Consider the following 19,820-nt stretch of genomic DNA (forward strand, 5'->3'; position numbering starts at 1 on the left):
TCAGGAGCCTTCATGCGCTTTCTCCGCACCACCGCCCTCTCCGCCCTCGGCCTCGCCCTCGCGGCCGCGCCCCCGACTCCGCCTCAGGACCTGGCGAAGGAGCGGACCCTCTACGTGATGAACTACTCCCACCTGGATACCCAGTGGCGCTGGTCCTATCCCCTGGTGGTCCGGGAGATGCTGCGGAACACGCTGTACGACAACTTCGCGCTGATGGAACAGCACCCGGACTACGTCTTCAACTGGAGCGGCGCGGGCCGCTACCAGATGTTCCAGGAGTACTACCCCGGGGAGTACGCGCGGCTGAAGGGCTACGTGGCCAAGGGCCAGTGGTTCCCCGCCGGCTCTGCCTGGGAGGAATCGGACGTGAACGTGCCGTCCTCGGAATCCCTCCTCCGCCAGCTGCTGCTGGGGCACACCTTCTTCAAGCGGGAGTTCGGCACCGAAAGCTCCGAGTACATGCTGCCGGACTGCTTCGGCTTCCCGGCTTCGCTGCCCTCGATCCTGGCCCACTGCGGGCTGAAGGGCTTCTCCACCCAGAAGCTCACCTGGGGTTCCGCCAACGGCGTGCCCTTCAACGTGGGCCGCTGGGAGGGCCCCGATGGCCGCTCGATCATCGCCGCCCTGAACCCGGGGAGCTACGACGCGCACATCACCACGCCCCTCACGGGGGAGGCCTGGGTGAAGCGCCTGGATGCCAACGGCCTGGCCAGCGGTTTGAAGGTGGACTACCTCTACAACGGCACCGGGGATGAGGGCGGCGCGCCCTGGAACGACTCGCTGCAGACCCTGTGGCAGGGCCTCGCGGCCAAGGGCCCGGTGAAGGTCATCGCCGGGCGGGCCGACCTGATGTTCGAGGCCATCACCGAGGCCCAGAAGGCCAAGCTGCCGGGCTACAAGGGCGACCTGCTGCTCACCCAGCACTCCGCGGGTTCCCTCACCTCGGCCGCCTTCATGAAGCGGATGAACCGGCAGGACGAGCTGCTGGCGGACGCGGCGGAAAAGGCCTCCGTGGCCGCCGACCTGCTGCAGGCCAGCCCCTATCCGGCCGCCACCCTCGAGAAGGCCTGGGGCCTCATGCTGCGCAACCAGTTCCACGACATCCTGCCGGGCACCAGCCTGCCCAAGGCCTACGAGTACGCCTGGAACGACGGCCTCCTCGCCGCCAAGGCCTTCGAAGGCACGCTGGAAGATGCCGTGGGCGCCGTGGCCCGGGGCCTGGATACCCGCGTGGACGGTGTGCCCCTGGTGGTCTACAACGCCCTGGGCATCGCCCGGAAGGACCTGGTGGAGGCCCTGCTGCCCGCCGAGCTCGAAGGCGAAGCCCAGGTCACGGCCGTGGATGCCAACGGAGCCGCCCTTCCCACCCAGATGACCGTGGGGGCAGACGGCCGCCGCCGCGTGCTGTTCCAGGCCAACGTGCCCAGCCTGGGCTTCGCGGTGTTCGGGCTGCGGCCCGGCAAGGCGCCTTCGGCCGGCGAGCTGAAAGTGCAGGGCCGCACGGCCGAGAACGCCCGCTACCGCGTGAAGCTCAATGAGGCCGGGGACATCGACAGCGTGTTCGACAAGCAGCTCAAGCGCGAGCTCCTGTCCGCGCCCGCGCGGCTGGCCTTCCAGCATGAGAAGCCCCAGCACTGGCCGGCCTGGAACATGGACTGGAACGACCGCCAGAAGGCGCCCCGCGCCTTCGTCTCGGGCCCCGCCGCCATCCGCGTCAGCGAGGACGGCCCGGTGCGCGTGGCCCTCGAGGTGATCCGCGAAAGCGAAGGCTCGCGCTTCGTCCAGACCATCCGCCTCGCCGCCGGCGCCGCGGGGGATCGCGTGGAGGTCGCCAACCTCGTGGACTGGAAGACCTCCGAGGCCAGCCTGAAGGCCACCTTCCCCCTGGCCGCCGCCCACGCCAAGGCCACCTACAACCTGGACCTGGGCACCATCGAGCGGGGCAACAACGATCCCAAGAAGTACGAAGTGCCCACCCACGGCTGGATGGACCTCACGGACGTCCAGGCCGGGTACGGCGTGACCCTGCTCACCGGCGCCAAGTACGGCACCGACAAGCCCGATGACCACACGCTGCGGCTCACGCTGCTCTACACGCCGGGCGTCGGCAAGGACTACCGCGAGCAGCGCTGGCAGGACTGGGGCCGCCACAGCTTCACCTACGGCCTGGCGGGCCATGCCGCCGGCTGGCAGGGCGCGCCCTGGCTGGCCCTGCGCCAGGACCAGCCCCTCGTTGCCTTCGCCGTGCCCAAGCATGAAGGCCCCCTCGGTCGCAGCTTCAGCCTGCTGCGCACCTCGTCTGCGGACGTGGCCATCCAGGCCGTCAAGCGCTCAGAGGACGGCCGTGCCATCGTGGTGCGCCTTCAGGAGCTGCGCGGCGCCGCCGCCCGCATCGACCTCCAGGCCGCCGGGGCCATCCGCAGTGCCAAGGCGTTGGATGGCTTCGAGCGGCCCCTGGCGGACCTCCAGCCCCAGAAGGGGCGGCTGGCCCTGGACTTCACGCCCTACCAGCTGCGGACCCTCGGGCTCGACCTGGAGGCTCCGGCGCGCGTGTCGGCCCCTGCCGCCCAGCCCGTGGCCATCCCCTTCGACGCGGCGGTCTTCAGCACCAACGCCGACCGCATGGATGGCGGGGCCATGGAGCCCTACGCCAGCTATCCCTCGGAGATGATCGGGGCGACGGTGGAAGCCGGCGGCCTGCGCTTCTCCATGGGGCCCCGTGGCGATGGCCAGAAGAACGCCCTCACCTGCGCCGGGCAGACCCTCGCCCTTCCCGCGGGGACCACCCGCGTCCACCTGCTGGTGGCCGCCACCACCGAGGCCGTGAAGGCCGACTTCCGCGCCGGGGAAAAGGTCACGACGCTGGAGATCCCGCGCTGGACGGGCTTCGTGGGCTCCTGGGACAACCGCGTCTTCAAGGACGAGGTGGACGAGAAGACCTACTCGATCAACAACGACCTGGAGCGCCTCGCGCCCGCCTTCCTGAACGCCGGTCGGCCCGCCTGGTGGGCCTCGCACCGCCATGCCAAGGGCCAGGATGACGTCTACGCCTACAGCTACCTCTTCACGGTGGCCGTGGAGGTCCCCAGCGGCGCGACGAGCCTGAGGCTGCCCAGGGATCCGCGCGTGAAGGTGTTCGCGGTCACCGCCGCCACGCTGGACAACGCCGGCGTCCGGCCGCTGCAGCCCCTGTTCCCCGACCTGGTCCGGGATGCCTCTTTTGGAGCGAGGTTCGGGAAGTTCTAGGAGAACGCTAGGTCTTGGGCAGCCCGGGGACCTTCGCCGTGCCCGCCAGCCGATAGAGGCGGGGCAGGTGGGTGAGGGTCCTGGGCTCCCGGGCCAGCCCCTTCCAGGGCGTGGATCGGGCATCCCGGGCGAGGACCACGGCGATGGTCTTCTTCACCTCGACCACGAGGATCTGGTGCTGCTCGAAGCGGGGATCCCGCATGGCCCAGACCTGGCCCGGCTCGACCTTGCGCGCCTCGGCGGGCAGCCCCTTCCAGGTGAGGAGGTCCCGGGCCTCGCGCTCCCGCGCCAGCTCCGCCTCCCGCGCCTGCTGGGCGGCCCGCTTGGCCTTGCGTCCCTCCAGCGCCTGCTGGGCCTCGTCCTGGAGCTTCTGCCGGGCCTGCCGGTGCTGCTCGCGGAAGGGCTCCTCGGCCCATTTCTGGGCGGCGCCCGGCGTGCGGAAGGGCCCCTTGATGCCCTCCACATCCTGGCGGGAGGCCCACCAGCCCTTCTTGCCCTTCCAGTAGGCGGCCTTGCGCCCCCACTGGAAGATGTCGGCCCCGGCCTGGACCCACTGCGCGACAAAGGGTGCTTTCGCCATGGCCTGCTCCTCCGTGACCGGACCGCAGGCCATTGTCCGTCCTTTCAGGGGGATAGGTCGAGGCCATCCGGTCGATGGGCTGGGAGGGCTCTTCGGGCCCCTGGAGGTTCGGGCTAGAAGTTCGGAGCAATGGGCAAACCCGGAGAACGGCCCGTCCCTAGACTTGCCTCTGTCGCCATGCAGGACATCAAAGGAGCCTGCTAGCGCTTGCTCAAGGGTGACGTGAGGTACCGCTTCGTCATCGACATGGCCTCGCTGAAAACCATTTGAAGCATCCAACCCACCGTCCCACCAACAGGAGAACGTCATGCAGAAGCGCACCCTTGGAACGAACGGCCTCGAAGTCTCCGCCCTCGGCCTGGGCTGCATGGGCCTGAGCTTCGGGCTCGGCCCCGCCGTCGACAAGCAGGAGGGCATCGCCCTGATCCGCGCCGCCGTCGAGCAGGGCATCACCTTCTTCGACACGGCCGAGGTCTACGGGCCCTGGGTCAACGAGGAGCTGGTGGGCGAGGCCCTGGCGCCCTTCAAGGGCCGGGTGGCCATCGCCACGAAGTTCGGCTTCGCCATCGACCAGGTGAGCGGCCAGAATCCGGGCGGGCTGAACAGCCGGCCCGAGCGCATCAAGGCCGTGGCCGAGGCCTCCCTCAAGCGCCTGCGCGTGGAGGCCCTCGACCTCTTCTACCAGCACCGGGTGGATCCGGAGGTGCCCATCGAGGACGTGGCGGGCGCCGTGAAGGACCTCATCCAGCAGGGCAAGGTCAGGCACTTCGGCCTCTCGGAAGCCGGCGTGCAGACCATCCGCCGCGCCCATGCCGTGCAGCCGGTGGCGGCCCTCCAGAGCGAGTACTCCCTGTTCTGGCGCGAACCTGAGCTGGAGACCATCCCTGTCCTCGAAGAGCTCGGCATCGGCTTCGTGCCCTTCAGCCCCCTGGGCAAGGGCTTCCTCACGGGCAAGATCGACGAGACCACGACCTTCGATGCCTCCGACTTCCGCAACGTCGTGCCGCGCTTCACGCCGGAAGCCCGCAAGGCGAACCTGGCCCTGGTCGAGGTGCTCAAGAGCCTCGCGGCAGCCAAGGGCTCGACGCCCGCCCAGCTGGCGCTGGCCTGGCTGCTGGCCCAGAAGCCCTGGATCGTCCCCATCCCGGGCACCACCAAGCTGCACCGGCTCGAGGAGAACCTGGGGGGCGCCGCCCTGGAACTCAGCGCCGGCGATCTGAAGGCCATCGATGCCGCCGCGTCGGGAATCGAGCTGCAGGGTGAGCGGTACCCGGCGCACCTGCAGAAGCTGGTGGGCCGCTGATCGGCATGAAGCCCGGAAACGACGGAGACAGATCCATGAACGTTCTCATCATCAATGCCCACCTTGCCTATCCCGGATGGTCCGAGGGCAAGCTGAACCTCGCCTTCATGGACCACGCGAAGGCCTTCTTCACGGCGCGGGGACATCAGGTCGCCGAGACCTATGTCGAGCGCGGCTATGACCCGGAAGAGGAAGTGAACAAGCATGTCTCGGCCGACCTGGTCATCCTCCAGACGCCGGTGAACTGGTTCTCGGCGCCGTGGATCTACAAGAAGTACGTGGACGAGGTCTTCAACGCAGGGCTGACCACGAAGGCCCTGCTGGAAGGCGATGGCCGCACGCGCCAGGATCCGAGCCGCCAGTACGGGAGCGGCGGTCTCATGCAGGGAAGGAGATTCATGATCTCCGCCACCTGGAATGCCCCAAGAGAGGCCTTCGACAACCCCAACGGCGTGTTGTACGGCGGGAAGGGAACGGGGGACTTATTCCTCCACATCACCTCGAACTACAAGTTCATGGGGTTCGACATCTTCAAGAGCCCCGACATTCCGAGCTCGCTTGAAGACTACAGTCGGCATCTGGAGGAACACTGCCTCGGAGAAGGTGCATGATGGGGCTGCGATCCCTCCCCAAGGCCGTCGACTGGTTGGGAAAGGGCCGCAAAGCGGTCTTCGCGGTGGAAGATGTCAGGCCGACCTAGGGCCCAGGCTCGCTGTGGGTGTGGTAAGGTCTCAGCCCTTCAGCCAGCCCCACCCTCCAGGTGCCACCGCCGTGTTCTCCTCCACCCAGGACCCTGCGGGAACGAAAATCCCATCACCTCCGATGTCGTTCTACGGACCCTTCCCATGACCAGAATGCATGCCCCTTCCCGCACCCCGGATCCGGAAGACGACCTGACGGATCTGGCCAAGCTGACGCGCCTGTTGCTGGCCCATGCCCCCTACGACGGGACCTTCGACCTCCGGTTGCCCGGCGTCCATGTATCCAAGGCTTCCCGCACCGACAAGGAGATGCACCACGCCGTGATGCAGCCGGCCCTGTGCATGGTGGCCCAGGGCGCCAAGCGGGTCATCCTCGGGAAGGAGATCTATGAGTACGACGCCTCGCGCATGCTGGTCTATTCCGTGGATGTCCCCATCACCGCCCAAGTCACCCAGGGCAGCCTGGATGCGCCCTACCTTGGCCTTCGGCTGGACCTCGACCCTGCCCGCATCGCCGACCTGACCGCCAAGGTCTACCCCTTGGGCCTGCCGAAGCGGGAAGACGGCCACGCGATCTGCGTGGATCAGGTGGATGACCACGTGATCAACGCGGTAGTGAGGCTCATGGGGCTGGCGTCCCAGCCTGGGGAAGCCGACCTGCTGGCGCCGCTGGTCATGGACGAGATCCTGATCCGGCTGTTGAAAAGTTCGCTGGGCCTGCGGCTCGCGATGATCGGCCAGGAGGAGAGCCGGATCCAGCAGGTCTCCAAGGCGGTCTCCTGGGTGCGCTCCCACTTCGACCAGCCCCTGGACGTGGAGCGGCTCGCCACCCTGGTCCACATGAGCCCGTCGTCCTTCCACCAGCACTTCAAGGCCATCACCTCCATGAGCCCCCTGCAGTACCAGAAGGCCCTGCGCCTGCAGGAGGCGAGGCGCCTCATGCTGCTGACCATGCTGGATGCGGGCACCGCCAGCCGCCGCGTGGGCTACCAGAGCCCCTCGCAGTTCGCCCGGGAGTACGGGCGGTACTTCGGCGACGCCCCCACCCGGGACATCGCGCGGCTGCGCGAGCAGGGCGGGGTGCCGGGGCCGGTGGCGGTGGACTGAGGGGCGGGTTAGGGCAGCGAGGGCAGCTCGATGCCGGCCATCTTCTGCACCATGCGCACCACCTGGCAGCTGTAGCCGAACTCGTTGTCGTACCAGACGTACAGCACGACGCGGCTGCCCTCGGCGATGGTGGCCAGGGAATCCACCACGCCCGCGTGGCGCGAGCCCACGAAGTCGCTGGAGACCACTTCGGGCGAGTTGGTGTAGTCGATCTGGTTCTGCAGCGGCGATTCCAGGGACATGCCCCGCAGGTAGCCGTTGAGCTCGGCGGCGGTCACGGACCGGCCCAGCTCCAGGTTGAGGATGGCCAGGGACACGTTGGGGGTGGGCACGCGGATGGCGTTGCCGGTGAGCTTGCCGCCCAGCTCGGGGATGACCTTGGCCACAGCCTTGGCGGCGCCGGTCTCGGTGATGACCATGTTCAGCGGCGCGCTGCGGCCCCGGCGCGAGGCCTTGTGGTAGTTGTCGATGAGGTTCTGGTCGTTGGTGTAGGAGTGGCAGGTCTCGATGTGGCCGTGCAGGATGCCGTAGCGGTCCTGCAGGGCCTTCAGCACCGGCACGATGGCGTTGGTGGTGCAGCTGGCCGCCGAGAAGATCTGCTCGTCGGCGGTGATCAGGTCGTGGTTCACCCCGGCCACCACGTTGGGGATGTCCCCCTTGCCCGGCGCGGTCAGGATGACCTTGGCGATGCCCGGGGCCTGCAGGTGGCGGCTCAGGCCGGCGCGGTCCCGCCACTTGCCGGTGTTGTCGATGAGGATGGCGTTGCGGATGCCGTACTGGGTGTAGTCCACGCCCTCGGGGCTGTCCGCGTAGATGATGCGGATCAGGTTGCCGTTGGCGATGATGGCGTTTTCTTCCTCGTCGATGGTGATGATGCCGTTGAAGGGGCCGTGCACCGAGTCGCGGCGCAGCAGGCTGGCCCGCTTGAGCAGGTCGTCGGCGGCGCCCTTGCGCACCACGGCGGCCTTGAGGCGGAACTTCTCGCCGCTGCCGGCCTTCTCGATGAGGATGCGGGCCAGCAGGCGGCCGATGCGGCCGAAGCCGTAGAGCACGATGTCCTGGGGCTCGTCCAGGATGGGGCTGCTGCCCGTGTGGACGCTGGCCAGCTCCCGGCGGACATACTCGTCCGCCGACAGGCCGCCGCCCTCGGTGGTGAAGTGGAAGGTCAGCTTGCCCAGGTCGATGCGCGCCGGCGCCAGGTCCAGCTTGCAGATCGCCTTGAGGAGGGGAAAGGAATCCAGCACGGACAATTCGTCATCCAGGATCTGCCGGGCGAAGCGGTGGGCCTTGAGGATGTCGATGGCCGTGCTGTTGACCAGGGAGCGCCCATAGACGCTCACCACGATGTTCTTGTCCCGGTAGAGGCTGCCGAGGATGGGCAGCATGCGCTCCGCCGTGGCCTCCTGGGCCTGCCAGTCCTTGAGGTAACTATCCTGCTTGGAGGTATTCATGATGGGCGATCTCCGGGTGGCCATTCAGCTGTCTGAACCGCGATTCAAGCCAAACATCCATTTTGCCCTGGCATGGAAAGGGCCACAAGGAATGGTCTCCAAGTGGACCTCCGTCAACACCAGGGGTCCGGGGAGGACCGGCGCAATGGGAACCCTGGTGCCGGTCACAGGGCCACGGCCTCGTCATCTGTTGCCAGAGGCGGTCAGAGCGATGGGGTCAGGCCCGCGGATGAGCGTTGACGTTCGAATCGAAGATGACAAGTCCATGCGGTATGATTTTCGCGGACATTCCATTGAAAAGCAGCCATCCGTCTACCATCTACATTTGTGGAATACGCTCCTCGAATGAGAAATCGTTCGATGGTTGTAGAACGGGTGTTGTCGTTACTCCCTTCCACACAATTTTGCCAACCTCCTTTTTGCAGAAGCTCTAGTTAGGCCTCGAGGAGTCACTCAATGGCTAACCAGTCAATTGCGGCAACCGCAACAGTGATAGCGGCCCTATTTGCAGCGGGCGTTTCATTTCTCCACCTGACGCTAACAAAGGAGCAAAAAATTTCTGATTTCAGACAGGCTTGGATCGACGCACTACGTGAAGATCTTGCCACTTTTTTTTCGGTCTCTCGAGCAATGGCCCGGGCCACAGAAGAGCAACGCCTTCCTGAAGCGCAGAAGGCAGGAATGAAATTCGCCTTCAGCGAGGATCAGGTTCGCGAGTACCGTCTCACTGTCGCCCAGACCTATTACAGAATCAAACTCCGTTTGAATTCTGGTGAGGCGGAACACATCCAACTCCTCTCTCTAATGGACCAAGCGATTGCTGCCCAGATCGCTGCAGCGAAGGGAGAATCAGATGGGAGGAATACCCTTCCTGCTATTGAATCTGCTGTGGCCTACTCAAGACCACTGCTGAAATCTGAATGGGATCGGGTTAAACGCGGTGAACCTAATTTTCGGGTAGCGAGAAACTGGATACCTCCAATTCTAGTAATACTGGCTATCGCATTCTGTTTAATTTTGCAAAATGTTTAACGACTTTCACTCTGATTTGTCGACACCGCTTAGCTCCATGGTGCATGCGGGGTCCGGTTAGATTCACCCGTTAGGTGGCCCGATGCCTCATTCCAAGATTTTAAAAGCAATTCGAACCTACGCTCATGCGTACGCTGAACTTCAACACCTGCAGGACACTCACCCAAGCATTCCTGGTGGAGATCAAAAAACAGGTTGTATCGGCGAATACTACGCCTACCTCTACTTAGCCAAAATTCATGGCGTGGACAAACTGCGCTACGGCAGTCACAGCGAGAAGGGGTGGGACATTGAAATTGCAGTCGATCCCCCGGTTCGAATCCAAGTTAAAACCGTTTCGGGGTTCTCAAAAACGAGAACTATCTCGCCCATCCACAGGGGGTGGGATCAGCTTTTCATCGTGTATCTGAGTAGGGAATTGAACCCTGAAGGGTTCTGGATCATCGAAAACGCCAATATTTTTGGCAAGTCCGACCAGCTTACTGGTTTGAAGTGCTGTCACCCATCGAAGCCCTCAACGGGGTCTGCATCACTTCCATTTGGTGAGAATCGAGTTAACAAACTACAAGAAGCAATTGAACATGCCCTAGGTGCCTGACCTTCGTTTCAACGCAGACCCACCTGCATTGCCTTCCGCTTAAGGTTGATCCCATGATGAGCCCCAAGGACTGTGGAATCATATTGGTAATCCCCTTTGCCGTAGCCCTGCTCTACTTCCTTATCCTTTTGGTGCTCGCTTTGATTAAGCCCGAATGGGCGCAAATGGAATTAGCTCGGCCAAGACCGAAATCGCGTCCGGGGCATGGAGTAACTCGAATGATCGCTTATACGCTTGGGCTATGGGCCATTCATCGATTCGTGTCTTTGGGTAAGAAAAAGTAATTTGACCAACCTTGCAGCACCTAACCCTCCACTCAATTCGGGCCCGGCCTGCATCGTCTTCCACTCTCGATCAGCTTCCGACAACCTCGAGCCCGCTCACCGCCCTGTTGCAGACGTGACCACTTCGCCTTGTTCGCGCGGAATCCAATTTGTTCTGAATCCTCACCGGGCCAAGCCTAGGTGAGATCCATCGGATCGAAGAGCCCTGGGGGTGGAACCTCCACTGGCCTGGTGGCTCCGGAATTCGCGTGGTCGGCCTGGACCAGCGCTCCCGCCCGTACCCCCAGCAGGCGCAGCTTGCGGGTCAGGTCCACGCGCTTGAGGCAGGTGCGGGCGGCCTCGCGCAGGCGCTCGGCGTCGGCGATGGGGGCGGGCAGGGTCTGGTCCCGCGTGACGGTCTGGAAGTCCTCGAAGCGCAGCTTGATCCCGACGCTGCCGGCCAGGACGCCCTTGCGGGCCAGGTCCTGGGCCAGCCGCTCGCAGAGGTCCAGGAGGATGCGGGACAGCGCCTCGCGGTCCTGCTTGGCGTGGAGGTCCCGCTCGAAGGTGGTCTCACGGCTGATGGACTTGGGCTCCCGCGACAGCGTGAGGGGCCGGTCGTCGCGGCCGTGGGCGGCCTCGTGCAGCCAGGCGCCGTAGCTCCGCCCGAAGTGTTCCACCAGCCCGGCGGGATCGGCCCTGGCCAGCTCCCCGATGGTGCGCAGGTGGAGGCCTTCGAGCTTGGCGGCGGCCTTGGGCCCGATGCCGTTGATGGCGCGGCAGGGCAGGGGCCAGATGCGGGCGGGCAGGTCCTCCAGGCCCAGGATCGTGAGGCCGTCGGGCTTCTCCAGCTCCGAGGCCAGCTTGGAGAGCAGCTTGTTGGGCGTGATGCCGATGGAACAGCTCAGCCCCGTGGCCTGGCGGACCGCCGCCTTGAGGCGCAGGCCCAGCTCCCGCGAGGTTCCCGGAACATCTGTCAGGTCGAGGTAGATCTCGTCGATGCCGCGGTCCTCGATGAGCGGCGCCACCTCGGCCACGGCGGCCTTGAAGGCCCGCGACACTCGCGCGTAGGCCTCGAAGTGGGCGGGCAGCAGGATGGCCTCCGGCGCCAGGGCCGCGGCCTTCATGAGGCCCATGCCGCTGTGCACGCCGAAGGCGCGGGCCTCGTAGGTGGCCGTGGTGGCCACGCCCCGGCCCGCGTAGTCCTTCAGCCTCGGGTAGGGCTGCCCCGGCACGGTTGCCACGGGCCGCCGCCCGCCCACCACCACCGGCAGCCCCTTCAGCTCGGGATGCTCCAGCAGCTCCACCGACGCGAAGAAGGCATCCATGTCCAGGTGCGCAATGCGCCGCGGCTCACCGGACACCCGGGCTCCCCGGCATAACGCGAGGCCCCGCCCGTTCAGGGCGGTGGCCGGCGTGGGTGGCGTGGGCGCGGTGCACGGGTTCCCGCCTTCAGGTCGAGGAAGCCGGACCGCGCCCGGTCCCCGCGGTCTTTTCGCAGAGCAGGAGCTGATTCCCGGCCATGGTCCCGGTCGCTCCCGGAGCCGAAAGCAGGCTGAAACCAGCGCCCGCCAGGTCGATCCGGAGGTCGGCCAGGGGCCGCCAATGGACCGAGGGCGCCAGGTTCCACCGGCATCCCACGGCCACCCATTCGGCAAGGCGAGTCAGGATCGCCATCCCCCGGGTCTGGGAGTCCATGGCCCGGAGCAGAAGCCTGCCGCCCTCCGGGAGGTGCGCGCCGATCCTGAACAGCAGGTCGCGCTGGCGCGCCGCGGGCAGGTAGTGGAGCACGTCCAGGACCGCCACCACCGTGCAAGGGGGCCAGGGCACCTGGAACAGGTCCCCGCAGAGGATTCGCGCCCTCACGCTCCCGTTGGCCAGCCGCTGGCCAAACCGGGCCTTGGCCGGATCCCACTCGATGCCGAACGTGTCGTTGTGGAGCCCTCTGGCCTCCAGCAGCAGCCCCAGCAGGCCGATCCCACAGCCCAGGTCCAGCACCGTCTCGCCCGGTGGGATCAGCGGCAGGGCCGCAGGGTAGAGCTGGTCGGTCCGCACCTTGCTCTTCCCGTAGCCCCGGAGCCAGCGGTCCCCCGCCACGGGGATTGCCTCCAGCCTGGCCACGACCTCGTGGATCGGGTCCGGTGCGGGCAGGGCGTGGGGAGGGCCGGGTTCGGCGGCTTGGGGTGGGGGCATCCAGAGTCTCTCCCCATGGTAGACGACCCGGATGCGGGCAGCTCGGCGCCTTCGCCGGGTCTCGCTTCCCTGCTTCATGCTCAGGCCGAAAGGGGGGGTGGGCTTTGGGCCAGGTTTAGGAAAGGACGCCGCACGGAGCCCCCTATAATGAAGGCGATCGAAGGACGGCATGCAGAGGTCTCTGAAACGGATTTGGCTGACCCTGGCCCTTGCGGCCAGTGGGCTCTTGTCCGTTCATGCCCTCCAGGCCGCCACCGCCGGAATGTCCTGCGAGGGCTACGTCTCGCTGGCCGCCTGCGCGCCCCTGCCGCCCCCCGACGCGCGGCTGGCCGACCGGGATCGCTCGGGGCGCGAAGCCTCGCCGGTGCCCCGGCAGGGCGCCGAAGGCACCCAGAACCAGGCCAAGACCCGCCGCGATGGCGATGGCGGCGCGCCACCCCGGGATCGCTTCGGGTACTCCACGGCCTCCCTGCCCCGTACGACCGCCCAGGTCCGGGTCCAGGCTCCGGGGCTCGCCGCGTGGTTCTGCCCGGATGCCTTCGCCCCGCAGGGATTGATGCCTGAGCAGGGGGGCCAGACGGGCCCGCCCGAGGACTGCCTCCACCGCTGAGGAAGTCTTCCGCGCAGGCCAGAGCCTGCGACCCGTCTGTGTTCCATCTGCGGAGTCATCCGTGAGTCGAAGTACGTTCTCCCGCCTGGCGTGGGTGCTGGGCATCTGCCTGGCCTGCGCTGCCTTTTTCATCCCCCTCGACAAGGTCCGCCTCGGGCTGGACCTGAAGGGGGGCATCCACTACGAACTCGAGGTCCAGGGTCAGGAGGCCCTGCAGCGCGACCTCGAGGAAACCCGGGACCGGATCCTGGATCAGCTCAAAGCGAAGGGCCTGCCCCCAGTGCAGGCGGAGCTGAAGGGCCCGGAGCTGATGATCCTGGGCGCCGGCCCGTCGACCCTCGAGCCCATCCTGGCGAAGATCCCCGGCTACCGCTTCGTCCACCGGGACGGCCTGGCCATCGTCTCCCAGAAGCCCGACCACCAGCAGGCCATCAAGGCCAGCGCCAACAAGCGGGCCCTCCAGATCATCGAAACGCGGGTCAACCAGTTCGGCGTCGTGGAACCGGAGATCACCTCGGGCGGCCCCGAGGGCAACCGCATCATCGTCGAGCTGCCCGGCGTCACCGAGTCGGAACGGGACCGCATCAAGAGCCTGCTGTCCACGCCGGGGCGCCTGGAGCTGCGGCTCCTGGCCAAGGTGGACACGCCGTACTTCGACTCCGAAGCCGGCGCTCTGGCCCGGTATGGGGGAACCCTGCCTGCAGGCACGGAGCTGTTCCCGGAGCCGCTGACGACGCGGTCCGCGGCGGGCGGCCCGAAGGAGGCCCTGAAGGATCCGAACCACCTGCCCGTGCGGCGCTGGGTGCTGCTGGAGAGCAAGGTCCAGCTGGACGGCTCCGCCATCACCGACGCCCAGCGGGCCCAGTCGGAGCTGGGGAATCATGAGGTCAACTTCACCCTGAACACCCAGGGCGCCGAGGCCAATGCCCACGTCACGGGCGTGGCCTCGTCCGAAGGGCGCCTCTTCGCCTTCGTGCTGGATCGCAAGGTCATCAGCGTGCTCTCGGCCAAGGAGAAGATCATCGGCGGGGCCGTGCGCATCGCCGGCCAGTTCTCGGCGGAGGAAGCGGATGACCTGGCCCTGAAGCTCCGTTCCGGGGCCCTGAAGGCCAGCATGAAGATCCTGGAGGAGCGGGTCGTGGGGCCGAGCCTGGGCCAGGATTCCATCCGTCAGGGCGTGGGCGCCTCCATGGTGGGCTTCGGCGTCATCGTGGCCTTCATGGTGGTCTGGTACCGCTGGTCCGGCGTGAACGCCGTGGTGGCCCTGGTGGTGAACGTCGTCGTGATGCTGGGCCTCCTGGGCAGCTTCCGGGCCACCATCACGCTGCCGGGCATTGCCGGCTTCGCCCTCACCGTGGGCATGGCCGTGGACGCGAACATCCTCATCTTCGAGCGCATCAAGGAGGAGCTGGCCCTGGGCCAGTCCCCGGCCAGGGCCATCAGCGCGGGCTTCAACCGGGTCTTCTGGACCATCGTGGACAGCCACGTGACCCAGCTCTTCGCGGCGCTCCTGCTCTTCATCTTCGGCACAGGCCCGGTGAAGGGCTTCGCCGTCTCCCTCACCGTCGGCGTGGCGGCCTCCCTCTTCACCAGCATCTACATCAGCCGCTTCATCTACGACTGGGTGCTGGAGCGCCGACCCCGCGCCGCGAGCATCAGCATCGGCACCTTCAACCTGTTCCGGAAGACCGCCTTCGACTTCATGAAGTACAAGAAGCAGGCCCTCGCCCTGTCCTGGGGCCTCATCCTGGTTTGCATGGCGTTCATCCGCCCCTGGAACCTCGAGGGGAATCCACGGATCAAGCTGGGCATGCAGTTCGTGGGCGGCACGGACATGACGGTGCGGTTCCTGCGGGACATCGAGGCGGGCGACATCCGCACGGCGCTTCAGCGGGGCGGCTTCCCCGATGCCTCGGTGGTCTCCTACCAGCACGCCGATCCCGGCATCCGCGAGTTCTCCATCAAGGTCCGGGCGCCCAAGGGCGGCGACCCGCGCGAGACGGTGCAGCAGTCCAGGCAGATCCGCACCCTCCTGGCCGGCCTGGACACGACCGGGGGCCCCCAGAGGTCCCTGAATCTGGAGGGCGCGGAGCCCCTGGCCAACCGCCTCCTGGCGGCGGATCCCTTGGGCCTCGCCGGGGACGAGGCGGCGCGACGGGCCAGCTACGAGGCCTTCGCCACGAAGATCGTCGGCGCCCGGGACCGCCTGCCGGCGGGCCTGTACCGCAGCCTCGCGGAGCTGCCCAATGACCTGCCCACGGCCGTGAAGCGGCAGATCGAGAAGGACTATGTCCCCGGGCAGGTGGGCCTCCTGAAGGACGAGACCTTCTCGCCCTCCATTTCGGGCGAGTGGACCCGGAAGACTCTGGCGGCCGTGGCCTGGGCCATGGGGGCCATCCTCGTCTACGTGATCTTCCGGTTCACGACGGCCTTCGCGGTGGGTGGCATCGTGGCCCTGGTCCACGACATGCTCATGGCCCTGGCCCTCTTCGCGCTCATGGGCTACGAGTTCAACGTCCCCGTGGTCGCCAGCTTCCTGACCCTCATGGGCTATTCCATGGCCGATACCATCGTGGTCTTCGACCGCATCCGGGAGAACAGCCACAAGCCGGAATACAAGCGGGCGAGCCTGGACCGGATCATCAACGATTCGATCAACCAGACCCTCAGCCGGACGATCCTCACCTCCATGTCCGTCCTCTTCGTCAGCGTCTGCCTGTGGATCTGGGGCGGACCGGCGCTGCGGGACCTCGCGTTCCCGCTGGTGGTGGGCGTCCTGACCGGGACCTTCAGCTCCATCTACATCGCCAGTCCCGTCGTCGAGTGGTGGCAGCGCGTCTCCGGCCACCGGGAGGCACTGGCCCGGAGCTGAGCCGTGGCCGGGCGGGGAGGGTTCGCCTCCTCGCCCGGCGCTTTTCCCATTCCGGCGAAGGGAGGGCTTCCATGGGCCTACTGCAAGGTCACCGTCCCCGCCGTGATCGTGATGGGGACCGGATCGGCGCCCAGGGTGGCGGGGAGCATCACGGCGGAGCCGCTGGTGGATCGGAGGGTGGCCGCTCCGGGGGCAGTCTCCGGCACGAGGTCCAGGGCGACCGTGGCCAGCGACACGGTGCGATCAAAGGTCACGCTGGGCGTGAAGGCCCAGGTCAGGAAAGCACCCACCTGGAGGTCGCCCGAGGTTGCCTTGGCCTTGAGGACGGACCCGGCCACGACCCCGAAGGTGGGGCTCTGGGTGAGCTCGGCGTCCTTGCTGTCCACCTTCGCCCAGGTCATCTGGCCCGGTGGCGCCACGAGGTGGAAGGCCACGCCCCGCCCCGCGGTGCCTGTGGGCCCCATGAGGTCGAGCACCAGGTGGGTGGCGGTGGATTTCTCCGTGTTCAGGAGGAGCTGGTAGGTCCCGCTGGTCGGGGGTGTGTAGACGATGCGGGCCGCCCGGGGCGGCGGGGAGGGATGGGAGCCCCCGCCGCAGGCCAGGAGGAGGGCCAGGGGCAGGGCCAGGAGGAGCCGGCCGGGCATGGTGCATCCGTGTCGCAGGGGACGTTCCTTCATCAGAAATCCCTCAGGAAAAGGGCCAGGTCTTCCAGGTCGACCTGGTTGTCGAAGTTGAGATCGGCGGCCTGGTACTTGGTGATCCAATCGGGATCGTCGCTGGTCCGGCCCAGGGCCCGGATCAGCATGGCCAGGTCGAGCACGTCGCCCTGCACCCCGTCCGGCCAGAGGTCGCGGCTGGCGGGACCGACCTTGAGTTCCGCGGGCAGGCTCGTCGTGGTTCCGGAAGGGTCGCTCACCTGGACCCGCACCTGGGCTCGGCGGCTGGCAGCCAGGGAGGAGGGCACCCTGCAGGTCTCTCCGGTGCCGGCCGGGAGGTCCGTCCAGGAGGTGGCGTCGGTGCGGGACTGCCACTGGTACCGCAGGGCCCCCACGCTGCTGGCGGCCTTGACCCTGAAGGTCGCGTCCGTGCCGGTGTTGACCACCAGGGACCGGGGCTCCTCCAGGAGGGTGGGACCGGGCGCGGCCACCACGCCCGTGACGGTCAGGGCGGTGTCATCCACGTAGAACTGGCAGCCCCACTCGGTGGGGCGCTGGGCCTCGAACCCCACCAGGAGGGTCTGGCCGCGGTAGGCCGAGAGGTCGCAGGTGAAGGGCGTCCAGCCCGCGTAGGCGTCTGCCTCCAGATTGGTGATGGTGCGCAGGGTCGCCAGGGTGGTTCCACTCAGATCCCAGAGCTTGACGGACAAGGTCGCCGCCTCCTGGGCGATGGGGCGGTCGTTGACGATCAGCAGCTGGCCCGATACCTGGATGCGATCCCCTTCGGCGGGAAGGGTGACCCGCTGGGAGATGCGCTGGCCGGCGCTGGACGCGCCCCAGCCGAGGAAGCGGGCCAGGCCGACGCCGCCATGGGCCGCGGGGATGCCGTCCGCGCCACCGAAAAGCCCGATCAGGTTGTTGTTCTCGACCCAGATGGCGGCTCCGGCCTCGAAGCCCGGGTTCAGGAGGAGCTGCTGGCTGGCGTTGTCCAGCGTGACATCGACCCGATTGGAGCGGGTCATGTTGCCACTGTCGTCGAAGGCCTCCGCCACGATGCTGTGGGGGCCGTTGGCGTACTGGGTGGAATCGAGCGTGGCCGTGTAGGGAGGCGACTGCAGGCTGGCGAAGCGGGCGCCATCGATGCGGAAGGCGACGGCCGTGATGGCGCCTCCGTCGGAAGCCGTCGCGGCAAAGGTCAGGTCCCCCGCATTCCCGCCACCGGTGAGGGTCACGGCTGGCCCGGTGAGCTCATCGCCGGTGCCCGCGGCATCGCCGACGTTGATGGCGGCGAAGGCATCCCGGATCGCCTGGAGGGTGGCCGGTTCCGAGGGGTAGAGGTCGAGGGCCGCGCGGAGGACGGATCGCCGTGCATTGGCATAGTCGCTGGCCGGGTACAGGTAGGAGGTCAGCGCCTGGTACCAGATCCGGGTGGTCTTGTCGTTGCCGAGGGCGGCGACGGCGGGGGTGCTCGACCAGTCTCCGGAGCCGCTCCCGTTGCAGAGGAGGGCGAAGGCCCGGTTCATGGGGCCGCTGCTGTAGTGGACGTTCAGGCCCGCCAGGGTTGGCGACCAGGCATCCTGGCTCCGGCCGTCCAGGCTGGGCCGGTACATCCAGCGGAGTGGGAACCCGCGGGTATCCACCTGCTCACCCACGGTCCAATTGCCCCCCGTCGAGGGAATGCTGCTCGACTTGGCGGCGTAGCCGCCGCCCCTCGCGTAGAACTTGGTCATGGTGCCGAAAATGTCGGAATTGGATTCGTTCAGGCCCCCGCTCTCGCCCTGGTAGATGAGGCCGGCGGTGGCGGAGCACAGGCCATGGCTGATCTCGTGGCCCGTGATGTCGAGGGCGGTGAAGGCGGTGGAGAAGGAGGTCTTGCCGTCGTTGAACCCATCCATGTAGGTCATGCAGAAGCAGCCATCGTCCCAGAAGGCGTTGGCCAGGTTCGGGCTGGGTCCGGGGACGCCGGATCCGTTGTAGTGCACCAGGGCGTAGATGGACGTGCCGAGGCCGTCGATGCCTTCCCGGCCCAGGACGTGGCGGTACATGTCCCAGGTGACCTGGGACCCGTGGGCCGCATCCACCGCGGCGGTCTGCCCGTTGGGAGACAAGGGGGACCCGGCCCAGACGAAGTTGGCGCCATCGCCCCAATCGTTGTCCGAGTCCTGGTAGATCCAGACCTCCCACGTTCCGGGCAGGCCCTTGCCCTTGTTTCCCGAGTAGACGGCATTGCCCACCTCGCCCGTGAACGGATGCGGCAGGGTTCCCCGGGAAGGATCCCGGAGCTCAAAGGATCCCGTCAGCGCCGTGACGTCCAGCGAAACGGCCCCGCTGTACTGGGAGTGGCCCGCCCCCGAAGGCGCGGTGGCCACCAGGGAATCCCACTCCCGGAGCAGGGCACCATCATGGGCGTCCACGAGGTAGTCCCGCTGGACCAGGCCGTCCTGGGCATTGTCCAGGCGGATTCGCACATGGTAGGCGAGGCGCGTCCGCAGCCATCGCTCCTGGAGGTCGTAGGCATTCAGGGGCTCCCCCGGCTGCGTGATGATGCGGCTCGTCACGGCCTCGTGTTCCGGGTAGACGACCAGTTCCACGCGGGGAGGCCTGGCGAAGGTCCCCTTCGGGCGGAGGCGCTCCTGGACCCGGGCGAGCGCTTCGGCCACGGGCAGCGTGGGCGTGGTGCTCAGGTGCAGGCCCTGGCTCAGGTGGCTGGAAGGCTTCAACCGCTGGCCATCCGGCCCGGTGTGGGTGAGCACCTGGGCACCCCAGACCCGGACGTCCCGGTAGTACTGATCGAAGCGGCCATGGGTCTGGCCCAGGGCATCCACGTGGCTGCCGCTGAGACGGAAATCATGGTCCTCGTCCAATCCCATCTGCGGCCGCTGGTCGCGGAGCTGCACCAAGGCCGTCGCGAGGGTGTCGGACCGGCGCATCTGGATCGCGGCCATGCGGCCTGTGGAGGGAAGGCTGGGCGGCTCCTGCGCCGACAGGGACGCCACCTGGAAGGCCAGGACGGGGAGCAGGAGGGGCAGCCCCAGGGACGGCAGACGCATCGCGCGGCGCTCGTGGTGGAATCGCATGGTCACCCAGCCTTCCTGGTCGGTCACGGATCGATCTGCGGACGATGGTGATTCCGGATGTGACCTTCTTCTAAACCTAGCCCGATCATTCCGCGGAATCCACCTCAATCAGGGAGAAGTGGAACCATGAA

General features: G+C 67.1%; 14 protein-coding genes. 8 read left to right on the forward strand and 6 right to left on the reverse strand.

The window, feature by feature from the left end:
- Positions 1–12: 12 nt before the first annotated feature.
- Positions 13–3,246, forward strand: coding sequence for an alpha-mannosidase (locus QOZ81_RS00830; protein WP_291203045.1), 3,234 nt, complete (start codon positions 13–15; stop codon positions 3,244–3,246).
- Between the two features lie 7 nt (positions 3,247–3,253).
- On the opposite strand, the gene QOZ81_RS00835 is transcribed toward QOZ81_RS00830, so the two are convergent.
- Positions 3,254–3,826: a hypothetical protein gene (locus tag QOZ81_RS00835; RefSeq protein ID WP_291203042.1), complete on the reverse strand. Its 573-nt coding sequence runs from the start codon at positions 3,824–3,826 to the stop codon at positions 3,254–3,256.
- Between the two features lie 307 nt (positions 3,827–4,133).
- Between QOZ81_RS00835 and QOZ81_RS00840 the strand changes: the two genes are divergently transcribed.
- The 3 genes from QOZ81_RS00840 to QOZ81_RS00850 all read left to right on the forward strand — a co-directional run bounded on the left by QOZ81_RS00840 (position 4,134) and on the right by QOZ81_RS00850 (position 6,937).
- Positions 4,134–5,129: an aldo/keto reductase gene (locus QOZ81_RS00840; RefSeq protein WP_291203039.1), complete on the forward strand. Its 996-nt coding sequence runs from the start codon at positions 4,134–4,136 to the stop codon at positions 5,127–5,129.
- Positions 5,130–5,164: 35 nt separating this feature from the next.
- The gene (locus QOZ81_RS00845; protein ID WP_291203036.1) at positions 5,165–5,740 is read left to right on the forward strand and encodes an NAD(P)H-dependent oxidoreductase; all 576 of its coding nucleotides are present in this window, start codon (positions 5,165–5,167) and stop codon (positions 5,738–5,740) included.
- A gap of 234 nt (positions 5,741–5,974) precedes the next feature.
- Positions 5,975–6,937, forward strand: coding sequence for an AraC family transcriptional regulator (locus tag QOZ81_RS00850; RefSeq protein WP_291203033.1), 963 nt, complete (start codon positions 5,975–5,977; stop codon positions 6,935–6,937).
- Between the two features lie 8 nt (positions 6,938–6,945).
- Here QOZ81_RS00850 and QOZ81_RS00855 read toward each other — a convergent pair whose 3' ends face one another.
- A complete protein-coding gene (locus tag QOZ81_RS00855) occupies positions 6,946–8,388 on the reverse strand; it encodes a glyceraldehyde-3-phosphate dehydrogenase (protein WP_291203030.1) in 1,443 nt (480 codons plus the stop codon).
- 456 nt (positions 8,389–8,844) lie between these two features.
- Between QOZ81_RS00855 and QOZ81_RS00860 the strand changes: the two genes are divergently transcribed.
- Both QOZ81_RS00860 and QOZ81_RS00865 read left to right on the forward strand, forming a co-directional pair.
- The gene (locus QOZ81_RS00860) at positions 8,845–9,420 is read left to right on the forward strand and encodes a hypothetical protein (RefSeq protein WP_291203028.1); all 576 of its coding nucleotides are present in this window, start codon (positions 8,845–8,847) and stop codon (positions 9,418–9,420) included.
- 82 nt (positions 9,421–9,502) lie between these two features.
- Positions 9,503–10,018: a hypothetical protein gene (locus QOZ81_RS00865; protein WP_291203025.1), complete on the forward strand. Its 516-nt coding sequence runs from the start codon at positions 9,503–9,505 to the stop codon at positions 10,016–10,018.
- Between the two features lie 460 nt (positions 10,019–10,478).
- Here QOZ81_RS00865 and dinB read toward each other — a convergent pair whose 3' ends face one another.
- Together dinB and QOZ81_RS00875 are read right to left on the reverse strand one after the other, a co-directional pair.
- Positions 10,479–11,645, reverse strand: a complete 1,167-nt coding sequence (dinB, locus tag QOZ81_RS00870) for a DNA polymerase IV (RefSeq protein ID WP_291203022.1) — start codon at positions 11,643–11,645, stop codon at positions 10,479–10,481.
- An 88-nt stretch (positions 11,646–11,733) separates the two neighbouring features.
- The gene (locus tag QOZ81_RS00875) at positions 11,734–12,474 is read right to left on the reverse strand and encodes a methyltransferase domain-containing protein (RefSeq protein ID WP_291203019.1); all 741 of its coding nucleotides are present in this window, start codon (positions 12,472–12,474) and stop codon (positions 11,734–11,736) included.
- 169 nt (positions 12,475–12,643) lie between these two features.
- Here QOZ81_RS00875 and QOZ81_RS00880 point away from each other — a divergent pair, with 169 nt between their 5' ends.
- Both QOZ81_RS00880 and secD read left to right on the forward strand, forming a co-directional pair.
- Positions 12,644–13,084 carry a hypothetical protein gene (locus QOZ81_RS00880; protein ID WP_291203016.1) on the forward strand — a complete coding sequence of 147 codons (441 nt, stop codon included), beginning with the start codon at positions 12,644–12,646 and terminating at the stop codon, positions 13,082–13,084.
- Positions 13,085–13,145: 61 nt separating this feature from the next.
- On the forward strand, positions 13,146–15,956 hold the full coding sequence (secD, locus tag QOZ81_RS00885) for a protein translocase subunit SecD (RefSeq protein WP_291203013.1): 2,811 nt from the start codon (positions 13,146–13,148) through the stop codon (positions 15,954–15,956).
- 77 nt (positions 15,957–16,033) lie between these two features.
- Here secD and QOZ81_RS00890 read toward each other — a convergent pair whose 3' ends face one another.
- Together QOZ81_RS00890 and QOZ81_RS00895 are read right to left on the reverse strand one after the other, a co-directional pair.
- Positions 16,034–16,600: a hypothetical protein gene (locus QOZ81_RS00890; protein ID WP_291203010.1), complete on the reverse strand. Its 567-nt coding sequence runs from the start codon at positions 16,598–16,600 to the stop codon at positions 16,034–16,036.
- A 32-nt stretch (positions 16,601–16,632) separates the two neighbouring features.
- Entirely contained in the window at positions 16,633–19,689 is a 3,057-nt protein-coding gene (locus QOZ81_RS00895) for a M4 family metallopeptidase (protein WP_291207566.1), read from the reverse strand.
- Between the last annotated feature and the right edge of the window lie 131 nt (positions 19,690–19,820).

The sequence above is a fragment of the Geothrix sp. genome (assembly GCF_030219325.1).
Taxonomy (GTDB): Bacteria; Acidobacteriota; Holophagae; order Holophagales; family Holophagaceae; genus Geothrix.